Annotated in this window: 15 protein-coding genes and 1 tRNA gene; 11 read left to right on the top strand and 5 right to left on the bottom strand. The window is 59.9% G+C overall.

What is annotated here, in order from left to right; all coding sequences use genetic code 11:
* Positions 1–3 precede the first annotated feature (3 nt).
* The 8 genes from scpB to C3B54_RS05755 all read left to right on the top strand — a co-directional run bounded on the left by scpB (position 4) and on the right by C3B54_RS05755 (position 6,992).
* On the top strand, positions 4–666 hold the full coding sequence (scpB, locus tag C3B54_RS05790; RefSeq protein WP_245867825.1) for an SMC-Scp complex subunit ScpB: 663 nt from the start codon (positions 4–6) through the stop codon (positions 664–666).
* Entirely contained in the window at positions 666–1,493 is an 828-nt protein-coding gene (locus C3B54_RS05785; RefSeq protein WP_104913655.1) for a pseudouridine synthase, read from the top strand. The genes scpB and C3B54_RS05785 overlap by 1 nt, the downstream gene beginning before the upstream one ends.
* Complete coding sequence (locus tag C3B54_RS05780) at positions 1,490–2,620, top strand: prephenate dehydrogenase (protein WP_104913654.1); 1,131 nt, start codon at positions 1,490–1,492, stop codon at positions 2,618–2,620. Before C3B54_RS05785 ends, C3B54_RS05780 begins: the two co-directional genes overlap by 4 nt.
* Positions 2,617–3,288, top strand: a complete 672-nt coding sequence (gene cmk, locus C3B54_RS05775) for a (d)CMP kinase (RefSeq protein WP_104913653.1) — start codon at positions 2,617–2,619, stop codon at positions 3,286–3,288. The genes C3B54_RS05780 and cmk overlap by 4 nt, the downstream gene beginning before the upstream one ends.
* Positions 3,285–4,859 carry a ribosome biogenesis GTPase Der gene (gene der / locus C3B54_RS05770; protein WP_104913652.1) on the top strand — a complete coding sequence of 525 codons (1,575 nt, stop codon included), beginning with the start codon at positions 3,285–3,287 and terminating at the stop codon, positions 4,857–4,859. Before cmk ends, der begins: the two co-directional genes overlap by 4 nt.
* Before the next feature lie 3 nt (positions 4,860–4,862).
* A complete protein-coding gene (locus C3B54_RS05765) occupies positions 4,863–5,366 on the top strand; it encodes an NUDIX domain-containing protein (RefSeq protein ID WP_211286279.1) in 504 nt (167 codons plus the stop codon).
* 134 nt (positions 5,367–5,500) lie between these two features.
* Positions 5,501–6,847: an MFS transporter gene (locus C3B54_RS05760; RefSeq protein WP_104913650.1), complete on the top strand. Its 1,347-nt coding sequence runs from the start codon at positions 5,501–5,503 to the stop codon at positions 6,845–6,847.
* Between the two features lie 71 nt (positions 6,848–6,918).
* Positions 6,919–6,992 (top strand) — tRNA-Pro (locus C3B54_RS05755).
* 23 nt (positions 6,993–7,015) lie between these two features.
* On the opposite strand, the gene C3B54_RS05750 is transcribed toward C3B54_RS05755, so the two are convergent.
* The 4 genes from C3B54_RS05750 to C3B54_RS05735 form a co-directional block, all read right to left on the bottom strand.
* Entirely contained in the window at positions 7,016–8,065 is a 1,050-nt protein-coding gene (locus tag C3B54_RS05750) for a Gfo/Idh/MocA family protein (RefSeq protein ID WP_104913649.1), read from the bottom strand.
* 118 nt (positions 8,066–8,183) lie between these two features.
* On the bottom strand, positions 8,184–9,419 hold the full coding sequence (locus C3B54_RS05745; protein WP_104913648.1) for a sugar ABC transporter permease: 1,236 nt from the start codon (positions 9,417–9,419) through the stop codon (positions 8,184–8,186).
* A complete protein-coding gene (locus C3B54_RS05740; RefSeq protein WP_245867824.1) occupies positions 9,419–10,222 on the bottom strand; it encodes an ATP-binding cassette domain-containing protein in 804 nt (267 codons plus the stop codon). The genes C3B54_RS05745 and C3B54_RS05740 overlap by 1 nt, the downstream gene beginning before the upstream one ends.
* A 25-nt stretch (positions 10,223–10,247) precedes the next feature.
* Positions 10,248–11,339, bottom strand: coding sequence for a sugar ABC transporter substrate-binding protein (locus C3B54_RS05735; protein WP_104913647.1), 1,092 nt, complete (start codon positions 11,337–11,339; stop codon positions 10,248–10,250).
* 209 nt (positions 11,340–11,548) lie between these two features.
* On the opposite strand from C3B54_RS05735, the gene C3B54_RS05730 reads away from it, so the two are divergent.
* The gene (locus C3B54_RS05730; RefSeq protein WP_104913646.1) at positions 11,549–12,736 is read left to right on the top strand and encodes an ROK family transcriptional regulator; all 1,188 of its coding nucleotides are present in this window, start codon (positions 11,549–11,551) and stop codon (positions 12,734–12,736) included.
* A gap of 54 nt (positions 12,737–12,790) precedes the next feature.
* On the opposite strand, the gene C3B54_RS05725 is transcribed toward C3B54_RS05730, so the two are convergent.
* The gene (locus tag C3B54_RS05725) at positions 12,791–13,891 is read right to left on the bottom strand and encodes a calcium/sodium antiporter (protein ID WP_104914292.1); all 1,101 of its coding nucleotides are present in this window, start codon (positions 13,889–13,891) and stop codon (positions 12,791–12,793) included.
* A 235-nt stretch (positions 13,892–14,126) separates the two neighbouring features.
* Here C3B54_RS05725 and C3B54_RS05720 point away from each other — a divergent pair, with 235 nt between their 5' ends.
* Both C3B54_RS05720 and C3B54_RS05715 read left to right on the top strand, forming a co-directional pair.
* Complete coding sequence (locus C3B54_RS05720; RefSeq protein WP_211286278.1) at positions 14,127–14,609, top strand: single stranded DNA-binding domain-containing protein; 483 nt, start codon at positions 14,127–14,129, stop codon at positions 14,607–14,609.
* A gap of 29 nt (positions 14,610–14,638) precedes the next feature.
* The gene (locus C3B54_RS05715) at positions 14,639–15,154 is read left to right on the top strand and encodes an SOUL family heme-binding protein (protein ID WP_104913645.1); all 516 of its coding nucleotides are present in this window, start codon (positions 14,639–14,641) and stop codon (positions 15,152–15,154) included.
* Positions 15,155–15,197: the final 43 nt, after the last annotated feature.

Below are 15,197 nucleotides of genomic sequence, written 5' to 3'. Positions count from 1 at the left end.
GCAGTGGAGAGTGAATCGGAGGAGACGGTGATGGACCAGCGCGGCGAGGAAGTCGCTGGGTCGTCGACGGCTGAAGACTCCGCCACACTTGAGTCCAACGTTGCGGTCAGCAGCGATGAGTTGCCTGCGGCTTTGGAGGCCCTTCTCATGGTCGCCGACCAACCGCTTTCGCCCTTGGCGCTGGCGCAGATTACCGGTCACCCCCAGCCGGAGGTCGAAGCCGCTGTGTCGAAACTGCGTGCCGATTACGCCGGAGAAGCCAATGGTCCTCGGCGCGGGTTCGAACTGCGCGAAGTCGGTGGTGGATGGCGCATCTACGCCGCAGCCCAGTGGGATGGCTTGGTGCGCTCCATGCTGCACGATGATTCACCACAACGTCTCAGCCAACAAGCCCTCGAAACGCTTTCTGTGGTGGCCTATAAGCAACCCGTGACGCGCTCGCAGGTGTCAGCAGTCCGAGCCGTCAACGTCGATTCGGTGATGCGCACCCTGATTGCGAGGGGCCTGATTGACGAACACTCCAATGATCCGGAAACGGGAGCCATTTTTTACCAGACGACACCGCTGCTTCTGGAATACCTGGGAATTGAATCACTCGAGGAACTTCCTCCGCTGTCCCCACTCTTAAGCGACGGTCGCGAAGGCTTTGGGGATGTTGAGGCGTGATGGCGGGCTCTCATGCTCGCGGGGGAGAGGAAGAATCAGACCGGTCCGCGCACGGCTCCTCTGAAGAGGGTGAGCGTCTTCAAAAGGTGCTCTCTCGAGCCGGTGTGGCATCCAGGAGGCGGGTCGAATCGTTTATCCAACAGGGACGTATTCGAGTAAACGGTGAAATCGTCGACGAGTTGGGTACCAGGGTCGACGTTTCACGAGATGTCGTCACATTGAACGGGAAAGCCCTGCAACTCGATGTGGACCGGCGTTACCTGCTTTTTCACAAGCCCACCAAAATGGTGACGTCACTGTCTGACGATAAAGGCCGCACCGACCTGTCAGGAATTCTGGATGAAGTCGGGGAGCGGGTGTACCCGGTGGGGCGCCTCGACTATGACAGTTCGGGTTTGTTGATTTTGACCAATGACGGTGACGCGGCCAACATTTTGGCCCACCCATCATTTGGGGTGGAAAAAACCTACGTCGTGAGCGTCAGAGGCGCGGTGTCGAATAAAACTCTGACCGAGTTAACCCGCGGGGTGGAATTAGACGACGGTGTCACCTTCGCGGATAGTGCCCAGCGTGTGGGGGACCCCCGCGGGGGAAAGTCGTTGTTGGAAATCACCTTGCATTCTGGAAAAAACAGGATTGTGCGGCGAATGTGCGCCGCGGTGGGCCACGAGGTGCTCACCCTGCAGCGGCGCAGATTTGGCCCCTTCCATTTAGGCGGTCTGCGTCCTGGTCAATGGCGTGACTTTACGGCAGATGAGCGCCACCAGCTCGCTACGCTGGTGGAATTGGCAAAAAGCCAACGCACACCACCGGGAGGCGCACAATGAGTGAATCATTGCCGTTTTCCCGCGTGCACATTGTGGGCACCGGATTGTTGGGAACCAGTATTGGCCTCGCCCTGGTCGAAGCTGGAGCCCAGGTCACCCTGGAGGACCAATCACCCAGTCGGGCAGCACTGGCTGCGGAATATGGGGCCGGTAGTGTTCACACTGCCGTTTCTCGGGAACACGACGAGTTGGCGGCTAATGTCGAGCTTGTCGTGGTGGCCACGCCTCCGGATGTGACCGCCACGGTCGTCTCCCACGCACTCGCGAAGTATCCACAGGCAATGGTGATCGATGTGGCCAGCGTGAAAAGCAGTGTTGTTGACGCGGTGATGGCTTCTGCATCGCCCGATGACAGTGGCGCCCGGAAACGGTTCTTGGGGACTCACCCGATGGCGGGACGTGAGCGTGGGGGACCCACAAGTGCCCGAGTTGATCTCTTCACCGGGCGACCATGGGTGATTACGCCGGTATCCGACACGCCTGTCGAACTCATTGGAGCAGTATCGGCTCTCATTCGGGTCTTGGGTGCCACCGTGCACACTATGACTCCTGCTGACCACGACCACGCAGTGGCTGTCGTATCCCACCTGCCCCAGCTGGTCAGCTCAGCACTCGCAACGCAGCTACAGAGTGTGTCAGAAGACGCACTGTCATTGGCTGGCCAAGGCTTGAGAGACATGACCCGGATTGCAGCCGGTGACCACGAACTGTGGGCCCAAATTCTCCAACACAACGCCGAGAGCGTGTTGCCCCTGCTGGATCACTTCAGGAACAGCGTGGACTCGTTAGAAAAAGCACTGCATGCCGCCTCAACCGAGGGTACACAGCGTGCTCTCGCAGAAGCACTCCACGCGGGGGCATCCGGTGTCAGTCGGATTCCCGGTAAACACGGAGGCCAGTCCCGTTTTGCCACGCTTGTGGTCGTCATTGACGACAGGTCGGGGCAGCTTGCCGCACTGTTGAGTGATGTGGGAGCCCTGGAAGTAAACCTCGAGGACATGAGCCTGGAGCATTCACCGGGAGCCCCCGTAGGCTTTGTGGAGCTATCGGTCAGTACAGAAGTCGTCGACAGGCTCGCTGCAGATCTCAGTGCGCGCGGTTGGCCCATAGCGGGAGAGAGTCAATGAGTGTGATTGTGGCCATCGATGGACCAGCAGGCAGTGGGAAATCCAGTGTCTCCAAAGCTGTTGCCCACAAACTGGGCTTTGGCTACCTCGATACTGGTGCCGCCTACCGCTGCCTCGCCTGGGCCTGTCTGGACTCAGGCGCGGACCTCGAACAACAAGACGCCATCGTGGCCCACCTTGACGCCATCGGGCAGAGTCGACCGCTCAACGCCGGAGATCAACGCCACAGCGTCGGTGACCAAGACGTCACCGACGCCATTAGGGGACCAGAAGTGTCCGCCGCGGTGTCGCAGGTCGCCAAGCACCCACTCGTTCGTCGCGGCCTCAACGACATTTTTCGGGCGCTCGCAGCGAATGATGAGAGACCCGGAATCATCATCGAAGGGCGTGACATCACGACAGTGGTGGCGCCGGATGCTCCCGTGCGTATTTTGCTCACCGCTGACGAAGCAACCCGTGTGGCCAGGCGCCAAGCCGAGATTGATGGTGTGGACGCCAGTGCGCTCATTGCCAGAGACCGGGCCGATAGCCAGGTGGTCGACTTCATGAGTGCCGCCGACGGGGTGTGGACACTGGATACGACACACTTAACTTTTGACCAAAGCGTGGAGGCGGTTATCGATCTGATTGCCCAGAACACCGAAATCAGCATAGAGACAGGGCAATGAGCGACAACCTTCACCACCCAGAGGACCACCCAGAGGACCAGCCACAAGGCCTCCCCAGCGACACCTCCGAGCAGGTGGTCGATCCTGGAGCGTTAGTCAACGACGAAGTGTTTCCTGATGACGAAGCCTCGCAGGATAAGCGCGCCCAAGCCCTTCGCGGCGGCTTAGAAGCCTTCGAGCTGGATGACGAAGATATTGCCCTGCTCGAAGGGGTGGGTGGCGATGCACTGGAAGAAGCCACCACTTGGGGAATGCCTGTGGTCGCCGTCGTGGGCCGACCCAATGTGGGCAAATCGGCGTTAGTGAACCGGATTATTGGTCGTCGTGAAGCCGTCGTGCAAGACATTCCTGGTGTGACCAGGGACCGGGTGTCTTACCCGGCAGAGTGGAACGAACGCCGTTTTAGCCTGATGGATACCGGTGGTTGGGAGCCAGACGCTAAAGGCTTAGACCAGTCGGTTGCCGTGCAAGCCGAAGTTGCCATCGACACGGCCGACGTCATTTTGTTTGTCGTTGACTCCCGTGTGGGCCCCACTGCGACCGATGAGCGCGTTGTGTCACTCCTTCGACAAAGTGGTGTTCCCGTTGTTGTGGTTGCGAACAAAGTCGACGACCAAAGACAGGAACCTGAAATCGCCAGCCTGTGGTCTTTGGGGTTGGGGGAGCCGTGGCCCGTCTCCGCACTACACGGGCGCGGTGTTGCGGACTTACTCGATCATGTCTTGACTCTTTTGCCCACCAAGGCCAAAGCGCCCATCCAACCGGGCGGGCCTCGGCGGGTGGCACTGGTGGGTAAACCCAATGTGGGTAAATCCAGCCTGTTGAACAAGGCGGCTCGCTCGGAGCGGGTGGTGGTTGCTGACACTGCCGGAACAACCCGTGATCCCGTCGATGAGCTTGTCGACATTGGGGGCGAGACCTGGAAATTTGTCGACACGGCAGGAATCAGAAGGAAAGTGCACCTCCAGCAAGGTGCCGACTTCTACGCCAGCCTTCGCACCCAAGCGGCGCTGGAAAAAGCCGAAGTCGCGGTCGTGGTGATTGATGTCAGCGAACCCGTCAGTGAACAAGACATGCGCATTATTGACCTCGTCGTCGAATCGGGCCGCGGCCTGGTGATTGCGTTTAACAAATGGGACCTGCTTGATGATGAACGCAGGCGTTACTTGGAGCGCGAAATCGAGGTAGACCTCGATCACGTCGACTGGGCGCCGAGGGTAAATATCTCGGCAGAAACCGGTCGGCACATCGAAAAGCTGCCCCACGCGCTGCACACCGCGCTGGAGTCGTGGGATCGACGTATCGGAACCGGTGAGTTGAACGCTTTCGTGGCGGAGCTTGCCCAAGCTCACCCGCACCCCGTTCGTGGTGGCAAGCAGCCCCGTGTTCTTTACGCCACTCAAGCAACGACCAGGCCACCCACCTTTGTCCTGTTTACGACCGGGTTTCTTGATCCCCAATATCGGCGTTTTATTCAGCGCAGGCTGCGGGAGACCTACGGTTTTGAAGGAACACCGATTCGGATTCAAATGCGTGTCCGAGAGCGCCGAAGCGAGCGAAAAGGACGCTAGGGCATGTCAATGATGCCCCCACCACTGCCGCCGGAGCACCTTCGTGACCCGGGCGATGCCTGGGTGGAAGGTCCCGATGGCACCCGCTATTGGGGCCGATTTGGTGCCGCTGGTGCGCTGGTGTGGCACCCAAGCCAGGGTGTGCTCTTACAGTTGCGGGCGGGATGGAGCCACCACGGCGGCACTTGGGGTATTCCGGGTGGTGCTCTCAAAAAGGGGGAATCAGCCCACCATGCCGCACTGCGAGAGGCCGGCGAGGAAGCAGGGGTGCCGAACGGCGGCCTAGAGACCCTGCACACTGAAGTGTTTGATTTGGGTTTTTGGTCCTACACGACAGTGTTGTTTTACTCCAGTGAGTACTTCGAGCCGCAAGTGACCGACCATGAGAGTGTGGACGTGCAGTGGATTCCCCTAGATACCGTCTCTTCCCTTGATTTACACCCAGGATTCCGGAAATCGTGGCCTGGGCTGCTCGCGCAGATTCACCTGCATACCGATTCGGTGTAATTCGCAGGGCGAGCTTCGGGGACACGCCGGGGTGACACCCGATGCGGTGGGTGCTTGCTGACCGTTGGACACCGCAGGAGGCATGGTGGGGTGGGCGATAGGATTGGCCTAATGTCTATCACAGCCGCCACCCTATGAGCAATCGCGAGGAATACCCCGATCCGTCTTTTCCGGTCACCGGAACGGTGCCGATTATTCGGCCGGACGACGAAGAGCTTTATCGCCTCGAGCAGGAAAAAAAAGACCGGAAAGACCCCGGCCCGCGTGGCCGGTTGTGGTTGTTCATTGTTCTGGCCGGTGGGATCTTTGCGGCGCTGACCGCACCCGGCCAAACGGCCGGGCTGTCGCCGTTTACCGACCCACTCATCGCCGAAATCGGTGTCGACCGAACAGAGATCTCGTTTAGCTACCTCATTGCCACACTGGCGGGTGCGACCGCGATGCCCCTTGTGGGACGGGCGCTCGATAAATTTGGGGCACGCCTGGCCATTGTCTGGATTGGTGTGGCGTTGGCTGCGGTATTGGTGGCGGCAAGCTTTGTGACCGAGATTTTGGGCCTCACCGGTGCGTATGTGGGGCTTCGCATGGTCGGCCAAGGCGCACTGACCTTGGCATCGACCACTTTGGTGGCCCGCTTAGTCACCCACCGCTCGGGCCTAGCCCTAGGGATCTCTGGCGCAATGGGTGCCGCAGGAATTTCACTCGCGCCGGTCGGTATCGAACGACTGATTACCCTTACCGACATTGCCACCGCGTGGCGAATCGAAGCAGCCACTGTGCTGGTCATCGCGCTGCCTTTGGCGCTGCTTCTGCCGAAGGATCGGCCCCGGACACACACCGAAACCGGTTCACTCATTGTGCATGTCCCCGAAGCGGGCTACACCCAAAAACAGGCGGCAGGGACTCTCATGTTTTGGGCGTTCACCGCAGCCGGTTTCACCGTAGGAATGATGGTGACTGGTTTGGCCTTCCACCTGATTTCCATCCTCGGTGCCCAAGGGCTGACCACCCTGGAAGCAGCCAGTAACTTTATCCCCCAAACCATCGCGGCCCTGTTACTAACCCTGGGCTTTGGTGCGATTGTCGACAAAATTGATCCGCGTTGGGGCCTGATCGCGTCAATGGTTTCCATGGCGGGCGCCATGATGCTGTTGCCGTTTGTCGAACCCGGCTTATGGGGCATTGTCTTTGGCCTGCTGCTCGGTGCCGCGCAGGGGAGTATCAGAGGTGTCGAAGCTGCGGCCTTTGTCCGCTACTTCGGCAGGGGACACATCGGTAGTATTCGCGGTCTCTCCACCGCGGTGATGCTGGCGTCGACTTCTCTTGGTCCACTGTATTTTGCTCTGGGGTTGGAATGGTCGGGATCCTATTTAGCGCCCAGCCTGTGGGGCGCTCTGCTTCCGGCTGCGGTGATTATCCTCGCGTTGTTGGCCAAAGAACCACCCCAAGAGGCTGAGGCGGTTGCGGTAGGGAAGAAATAGCTCCTTCCCGTGCTGTCGTTGCCAGTGTCGGTGTGAACCGGGAGGGTCTGGGGCCAGTAGAGTAGTCACTACGGGTTGTGGCGCAGCTTGGTAGCGCACTTGACTGGGGGTCAAGGGGTCGCAGGTTCAAATCCTGTCAACCCGACAATATTTGCGTCGTCCGCTGGACTACAGGCTTGTTGGTCGGGCGGCTGTTCGGTGACCAGGCCGAACGCTGCCTCCGACGAGTCGAACAATCTCCTCCGCGGCTTCCAAGTTGCTGAGGATTTCCTCGTGGGTATGAACCGGGGATTCGGTCATGCCCTGTGCCACGTAGTGCCCAAACCACTCTGCTTGGTAGTACAGTCCCTCATGGCCTTTGATCGAAGTGTCATCTGCCCAGGACATGGTGTCCGCGTAGAGCCCCTTGGTGGCCAGTTGCATCGTCGTGGGAACAAAGAACGGGTGCTCGAGGGTGATTGTCTGGTGCTGTCCGGAAATGGTCGCGGTGCAGGGGTGGGTGGCAATTCCGGAAATCACTAGGGTCGCTGTGGCTCCAGAGGGATAGGACAGTTTGACCGTTGCTGCTTCATCAATACCTCCCTCCGTCACACTGCCTAGGGCGTCAATCCGGGAGGGCGCTCCGAACACCTCATAGGCCAGTGCGATCGGATAGATCCCCATGTCGTAGGTGATACTTCCGGTGCCGGGACGCCAGAGCCTGTCGATGTGGCGGTTATCGACGGCGAAGGTTGCCACCAGGTGTTCTGGTGTCCCGAAGTCGGCCGACTGGATAATTGTGCGCAACACACTCGACTGTGGCAGGTAGCGCGTCCACATCGCCTCGGTCATCAGCAGCTGATGCTGCTTTGCGTGGGCGAGGACGCTCCGTGCGGCCTGGGCGGAGTAGTGCAGTGGCTTTTCCACTAGAGCGTGCTTGCCCGCATCCAGCGCCACCTGGGCGAGTTCGAGGTGTCCGTCAATGTGGTTCGAGATGTAGACCGCATCAACAACGCTCGATTCACACAGCTCGCGATAGGACCCCCAGTGCTGTTCGATGCCGTGGCGTGTGGCGAAGTTTGCGGCTCGCTGTGCCGAGCGTGATCCCACTGCCGTGATTTTTTGGGTCCCCCATTTGAGAACCGCAGAGGCGAACGTGTCGGCAATCTCCCCGGGCCCAGCGATACCCCATCGAAGCGGCGGCGAGGGTGGCACTGGTGTGGCTGGGGGGAACTGCATCGGCTGTGTCCACCTCTCTGTCGTTACTTCGGCCAGTTCGGCAGGAGCGGATGTCGAAACGCTCTGCCGAGAGTGGGCGCCGGTCTGGCTGGGCCGTGAGGCCCGACAGTCGGCGCCGCTATATTCGAAGCCCGCCCGGTGCCCGCTTTCTGGCAAGGGCGTCAACTGTTGCGGCCAAGGTGAGAACCAGCGCGGTGACGATAAAGCTGACACCAGCGGGGAAGCCCAGAAGGCCCAGTCCGTTATCGATGATGGAAATCACGATCGCGCCGATAGCGGCGTTGAATAGCTTTCCGCGCCCCCCAAAGAGGCTCACGCCGCCGACCACTGCGGCGCCCACGGCTTGGAGCACAATCATCCGACCGGCGGCCGATTCGACCGCGCCAATTCGGCTGATGTGCATGAGGCCACCAATCGTCGCGAGCGACGAGCAGAGCATGAAGGCGTAGATGCGGATTCGAGCGACGTTGATTCCCGCACGGCGGGCGGCTTCAGGATTGCCGCCCACGGCGTAGATGTAGCGACCAAACTTTGTCCTGTTGAGCAGGAATGTTCCTAGGAACAACAACAGCACCACAATGGGCACCACAATCGGGACGCCTTGGATGGGGTTTTCTGCCACCAGGCTTCGGGGGAGGTTTAGCAGGAACACCGCCAGTCCTCCCAGCAGCAGGTAGGCAACCACTTTGGCAAAGATGAAGACCGTGGGTCGTACCGGAAGGTCTTCTTTGAGTCGCCGTGAACGATCCCACATGGACAACGCAAGCACCACCGCCACGACAATGCCCAAGAAAAACCATCCCGCCCAGACCGGCAGGTTGGAGTTCATGATCGCCTTGATGACGTCGACTTCCAGTCGGAGGATGCCTCCACTACCCAAAATCAGGAGCATCACTCCCGGGAAACCCAAGTAGAACGCGAGTGAGATTACGAAGGATGGCACACCGATCTTGGCGACAAAGAACCCCAGCACCCATCCCGTGACGATTCCCACCAGGAAGCCAAGTATGAGCGCCAAAGGCCACGCGAGACCAGAATTGGTGAGTTTCACAAACAGCGCCATTCCGGTTGCCGCCGTGACACCAGCGCTCAGGTCAATTTCGGCAAGTAGCAGCACGAAGACCAGAGCCATCGCGGTCACCATCAGTACCGCTGATTGAACGAAGAGGTTGGCGATATTGATTTCGGTCAAGAAAAACGGCGAGAGGTTGGCAAACAGTGCCATCAGGACAATGATTCCTGCGACGGCCGGAAGGGCCCCCATGTCACCGGCTTTCAGCCGCGAAAAGTAGGCCTGCACCTGGTCAGACACAGAGCCCTCGTGGCCGGTGTTGATCAAGATTTTTTCCGCCATTAGACCGCTTCCTTCGTCTCGATACCCATGCCGGTGATGTAGCTGATTACTTCGTTCGTGGTGGTTTCGGATGCCTGCAGTTGGGCGACCATGTTGCCGAGGTAGAGCACGGCGATCTCGTCGGCAACCTTGAAAACGTCTTGCAGGTTGTGGCTGATGATGAGTACCGCGATGCCGTTCTCGGCAAGCCGAGTGACGAGGTTCAGTACCTGTTCGGTCTGAGCAACACCCAATGCGGCGGTGGGCTCGTCCAAAATGACCAACCGGGCGTCTCGCAGAACTGTCCGCGCGATGGCGACTGTTTGGCGCTGCCCACCGGACAGGGACGACACTGTCTGGCGCACCGAGCGCACCGTCTTCACCGACAGGGAGCTGAGCGCCTGGGCCGCTGCGTATTCCATCTGGGCCTCATTGAGGGTCCCGGTAGTGGTTTCCTCTCGGCCCAGGAACATGTTTTGAACAATGTCGAGGTTTTCGCACAGTGCGAGGTCCTGGTAGACCACTTCGATGCCAAGTTCCGCGGCATCTCGCGGCGAGTTCAGCGCAACACCAGAGCCTCTGAAACTCACCTCTCCAGAATCGTAGGGTTGCACTCCGGCAAGCCCTTTGATCAGCGTTGATTTACCTGCCCCGTTGTCACCGACCAGCGCGGTGACTTTCCCCTCGTAGATGTCCAAATCGACGCCTTTGAGGACGTCCACGGGTCCGAAACTCTTTTGTATGTTCTTCAGTGAAACTAGCGACTCTGCCATGTTTTCCCGCCTTTGGGTGATGTCCCGGGCGACCTGGGCCGCCCGGGACATCGGGTGTAGTGCTACACGCTACTAACTAGTTGACTCCGTAGGTGGCACAGGCCTCGGCTACCTCGTCGGTGCACAGGTCCTCTACCGTCGCGTCACCGTTGGCGACAACGTCGACGACATTCTCAGCGGTCACCACAATCGGGTCCACTGCGATGTACGGAGTGCCATCTTCGAGGGTCTGGTCGTAAGCGACTTCCTCGCCGGAGAGCAGGGCCTCAATGACCTCGAGGGCTGCAGTTACCTGAATACCAAACGGCTTGTAGACAGTTCCGAACTGCTTACCCAGCAGAACGTTCTGCAGACCAGCAACCGACGCGTCCTGACCAGAGATGGGCACACTCAGGCCGTTCTTGTCGAGGATCGCGATGATCGAGGATGCGTTGTTGTCGTTCGGGGCGAGGACAGCGTCCACGTTTCCACCTACAGCGGTGAAGGCCTGCTCAAAGAGCGTTCCGGCCTTCGCGCCATCCCAGGTGCCTTCCATGGTGAATGCCGCGCTGGCACCCGCCTCGTCCAGAACACTGAGCGCGCCGTTCAAGAACATCGCGGCGTTTCCATCCGCGGGGTCCCCCGAGGAGTAGACGATGCTCGCGGTCGCGGGGTCTTTTCCAGCAGCGGTCAGACCATCAATGATCATCTGGCCCTGGAGTGCACCCACGGTGAAGTTGTCGAACGACACGTAGTAGTCGGCACCCTCGATCGGGCGGTCATAGGCAATCACGGGGACGCCGGCGGCCTGAGCCTTCTCGGCGACCGTGGTGCCAGCACCCTGGTAGTCCACGACCAACATCACGGCGCAACCCTGAGTGAGCTGGGCGTCAGCAATGGTCGCAAACTTGGCGGTGTCGGCCAGAGCGTTTTGGATGTCTGCCTCGTAGCCAGCAGCGGTGATACCCGCCTCAAGAGCGGGGCGGTCGTTTGGCTCCCAGCGGGTGCCCGAGTCGGCATCCGGCAGGATGACGCAGACGCGCTGCGCTTCGCTGGTCGTGGTCTCCTCGGTCGTGGTCTCTCCAGAACCCGCGGTGTCTTCTGTGGGGGCGGCAGCGCCCGCACAACCCGCGAGCACCAGCGCGCTCGCCCCGAGGGTCGAGAGCAGTGCGAACATTCGCTTGGTCATGTTTCTCCTTAATTTTTGGATTTCTCACCCGACGCGACCCGAAGGGGGCTACGCCGTTGGAATATGTTCACATACAAAACAAAAGCTGGGAAGCAGTGCCTCATCAAGATTCGGTAACAATCGGCTCTGGCTTCCAGGGCACCGGGGTGGCAGGGGCCAGGCGACACTGCCTTGCCGTGGGGAACACAAACCATGGAAACTAGGGGGTTATGGAAGCTAACCCGGTCGGACCCGCTCACGGCGGCGCACTCGGCACCAATCTGCCCCGGGTCCTACAACTCATTCACGAACATCGTCGAATCTCTCGCTCGGAGATTGGGGCGATCACCGGATTGTCGCGTTCCGCGGTGGGAAACCTCGTGAACAAAGCGTGCGATCTTGGGCTTGCGCGCATCGTCGAGCATCGCGCTCCCGAGAGCGTGGGGCGGCCGAGCCTCGAAGTTGAGGCATCGGAGTACATCGTCGCGATTGCCGTGCACCCGGAAGTCGACTTTCTTGAACTTAAGGGCGTGGGTTTCAACGGCGAAATTGTGGCCAGCAAGCGCATCACCCTGCAGGAGCCGCTCTCAATCCCGGAGATGGTTGACGCGATTGTGCGCCAGACCCAAGCGCTGACCCGACGAATCGAAAAACTTGGGCCCCACTACGACGTAGTGGGAGCAGGGGTGGTTATCCCCGGACAGGTCGATTCGGCCACCGGTACCGTCATCCACGCGCCCCACCTGGGTTGGTTTGACGTTGCACTGAGGGACATTTTGGAAGCCCGCCTCGACCTGCCGTTGTATTTCGGAAACGACGGTGCCCTGGGTTGCAAGGCGGAGATTCGTTTTGGTGCAGCAGAAGGCGCGAGCGAAGTGGTCTACCTGCATGGAAGCTCCGGAATCGGTGGTGGCGCCTACACCCGAGGGCGCGAACTGAATGGTCGAAACGGCATCGTGGCAGAGTTTGGCCATATCCGTGTGAGCTCCGACAACACACGCGACTACTCGGGGCTTCCCGGCACTCTCGAAGCACTGGTTCGCCGCGAAGATCTCGAGCAGGTTCTCGGGTTGTCGAAAGTCTCTGACGAGGTTCTCGAGGACACGCTTCTCGGTCAGCGCACCACCCAGTCCACAGAGCTGGTGAGAAGACAGATTGACACCCTCGCGGTCGCCACGGCGAACCTCATCAATATCTTCAATCCCGAGACGGTGGTGTTGGCCGGGTTCCTCCGATCGCTGTACCGGTTTGACCAAAGCCTGTTTCTTGAGTGTCTAAAAAAACACGCGATACCCGCCAATCTGCGCTCTCTCAACATTTTTCTCGATGAGCTCGGTGGTAACTCGGTGGCCATAGGAGCGGCCGAGCTAGTGTTCGAACACCTGATGATGAATCCTGACAGAGTCACAGCCCACTAACCGCTGCGGGTACCTGCAGCGCGTGCTGCAATCCCTGTCGGGTAGCAGGCGGGTCTAATTGCCCGACGATGCCGGTGGCTTTTTTCGGTGCAGTCGGATCTCGTAGGCGCTCAGGGCAATCACGGTAATTGCGATCAGTGGCAACACGAACCACAGCATGACGATGCTAAAGCCGGTGACGGCGTCGTGTTCGGTGGCGGCCAGTACTACGTAGGCCAGGTAGCTGACGTAGAGGGCGACGAAGAGGGTGCCCTCCCAGCGGGCGACAATAAATCCGGTGAAGGCAATGGGCAGCAAGGCTAATGCGGCGGCCAACATCAGGGGAATATCGAGTGCAACCGCCGCTTGGGGCACGGGAATCCCCTCGCGGAAAATAATCGCGGGGACTCCCATGACGAGGCCGATGTTGAAGATATTGCTGCCGACAATGTTCCCCACTGCCATATCCCGCTCGCCACGGCGAATCGCGACGAGAGAAGTTGCCAGCTCCGGCAGTGACGTGCCGATTGCGACAACGGTTAAGCCCACCACGAGGGAGCTCACCCCAAGGTCAAGTGCGATGTTGACTGCACCCGTGACCAATGCCTGTGCTCCACCCACCAGCAGCGCAACACCACCCACCAAGAGCAAAGCGGCCAACCACAATGGCACCGGCTTCGTGTTGAGGGCTGCCTCTGCGTCTGGTTGGTCCAACGTGGCCGCATCCCGCCGCCCAATCACCACGCTGACAACGGCGTGGAGGACTAGTCCCAGCAAGAGCAAAATCCCGTCAATCAGGCCAATCTCGCCGTCGAGGGTTAACCCGAGAAAGAGCGCTGTCACTCCGAGCATCACGGGAATGTCAAAACGCACCACCTGGCGATTGATGGCAAGAGGGCTCACCATGGCGGAAAAGCCGAGAATCAATAAGACGTTGGCAATGTTGCTGCCGATGACGTTCCCGACAGCAAGACCCGGCTCACCCTCAACAACAGCACCGATCGTGACAGCAAACTCTGGTGCGGAGGTCGCACTGGAGACCACAATGAGGCCGATGACCAGTGGCGAGATTCCTACCCGCGCGGCAAGTGTGGAAGCACCTCTCACGAGCGCCTCACCGCCGGCGATGAGCAACGTCAGACCGAGTAGAACCAGTCCAATGTCAAGAAGCAGCACAGCGCCGAGACTATCGAAAGACGGTGTTTGAAGCCTGATACACCGCGTGACGGACCACCGCGCCAAAAAGGCTCGCGCGTTCACTCCCCACAGCCTTCCCAGGCTCTTCTTCGCATGCTTCCAGACTCTGCCGAGCTGTGTGACAGCTTTTTCGAAGGGCATTCACGAAAATATCGAGGTTTCACTCCGTAGCGTGCTTGTCAGCGCGCTGACGAGGCGGGGAGAGGAGAGGTTCGTGAACAAGAAAACGGTTGCCCTTGTGGGGGGAGCGTTTGCCCTGGGGGCGCTGAGCGTTGCCGGCGGGGTCGCAATCGGTGCGGGATTAGCAGGCGGCTCGCCGGTGCCCCCGGATACATCTGTGGTCGCCGCTCCAGCGCCTATTTCCGCTGAGACGGAGGGACTCTCAGAGCCAACTCCGACCAGCGATGTCACCAGAGGGACTTCCGACTTCGCACCCACCGCAATCGAAGCCCTTCAGCGCAACACCGTTGCCGCAGTCTCCGGGACCGTCGAGCGCATCACCGATGAGGACGAGTTCGTCCTGCGCGATGCGACTGGCACTATTCCAGTCTGGACGGGAGGGGACATGGTTCCTGTGCAACCGGGGGAACCGGTCACGGTCCGCGGATATGTGGATGACGACGTGCTGATTGAGCTGTATGCCCAAGAGATCGTCCGTGAGAATGGCCAGGTGATAATCCTCCGCGGACGCGGCTAGCGGGGCGACCACGAGGCTAGGCTGAAGCGGTGGTTAGCGTACAGCCCTATCGGGTAATTGAACCGCTCGGCGACCACGTTGAGCTGCGGGCCTATCCCGCCCACCGTGCCGTTTCGGTCGATGTTCAGGCCGGGTTAGAAGAAGCCGGCACGCTCGGGTTTGGCCCGTTAGTGGGCTACATTTCGGGGCGGAATGAGCACAGTCAGCGCGTCGCAATGACCTCGCCAGTGCTGCTCCAGCCCCGCAATGTTGATCGCCACGTGGTGAGCTTCGTGCTGCCCGAAGAGTGGTGGACGAAGGATGCCCCGGTTCCCTCGAGCAATCGAGTGTGGATCGAGGACAGACCAGAGGTCACGATGGCCGCCATCCGATTTCGAGGGATGTGGAAGGAAGCCAGGGTGTTGGAAAGAGAGGAGGCCCTGCGTCATGTCCTGCACACTCAGGGAATCCAGATCACCGGTGGGCCGCTTTTTGCTCGCTACGATCCGCCGGCCGTCCCCGGTTTTCTCCGCCGGAACGAGGTACTGCTTCCCGTTTCCCGCTAGTGCCTTCCAGCCGACACATGCTTTCGCGTGAGAGGAACGCCTG

Origin of the sequence: Pontimonas salivibrio (assembly GCF_002950575.1) — a bacterium.
GTDB lineage: Bacteria > Actinomycetota > Actinomycetes > Actinomycetales > Microbacteriaceae > Pontimonas > Pontimonas salivibrio.
This window is presented reverse-complemented; position numbering and strand designations above follow the sequence as displayed.

Bases quoted from the DNA above. Each gene is read 5' to 3' on its own strand.
- C3B54_RS05745 (WP_104913648.1), bottom strand. From the start codon at position 9,419: ATGGCGGAAAAAATCTTGATCAACACCGGCCACGAGGGCTCTGTGTCT.
- C3B54_RS05760 (WP_104913650.1), top strand. From the start codon at position 5,501: ATGAGCAATCGCGAGGAATACCCCGATCCGTCTTTTCCGGTCACCGGA.
- C3B54_RS05785 (WP_104913655.1), top strand. From the start codon at position 666: ATGGCGGGCTCTCATGCTCGCGGGGGAGAGGAAGAATCAGACCGGTCC.
- der (WP_104913652.1), top strand. From the start codon at position 3,285: ATGAGCGACAACCTTCACCACCCAGAGGACCACCCAGAGGACCAGCCA.
- C3B54_RS05735 (WP_104913647.1), bottom strand. From the start codon at position 11,339: ATGACCAAGCGAATGTTCGCACTGCTCTCGACCCTCGGGGCGAGCGCG.
- C3B54_RS05750 (WP_104913649.1), bottom strand. From the start codon at position 8,065: ATGCAGTTCCCCCCAGCCACACCAGTGCCACCCTCGCCGCCGCTTCGA.
- C3B54_RS05740 (WP_245867824.1), bottom strand. From the start codon at position 10,222: ATGTCCCGGGCGGCCCAGGTCGCCCGGGACATCACCCAAAGGCGGGAA.
- C3B54_RS05765 (WP_211286279.1), top strand. From the start codon at position 4,863: ATGTCAATGATGCCCCCACCACTGCCGCCGGAGCACCTTCGTGACCCG.
- C3B54_RS05780 (WP_104913654.1), top strand. From the start codon at position 1,490: ATGAGTGAATCATTGCCGTTTTCCCGCGTGCACATTGTGGGCACCGGA.
- cmk (WP_104913653.1), top strand. From the start codon at position 2,617: ATGAGTGTGATTGTGGCCATCGATGGACCAGCAGGCAGTGGGAAATCC.
- C3B54_RS05730 (WP_104913646.1), top strand. From the start codon at position 11,549: ATGGAAGCTAACCCGGTCGGACCCGCTCACGGCGGCGCACTCGGCACC.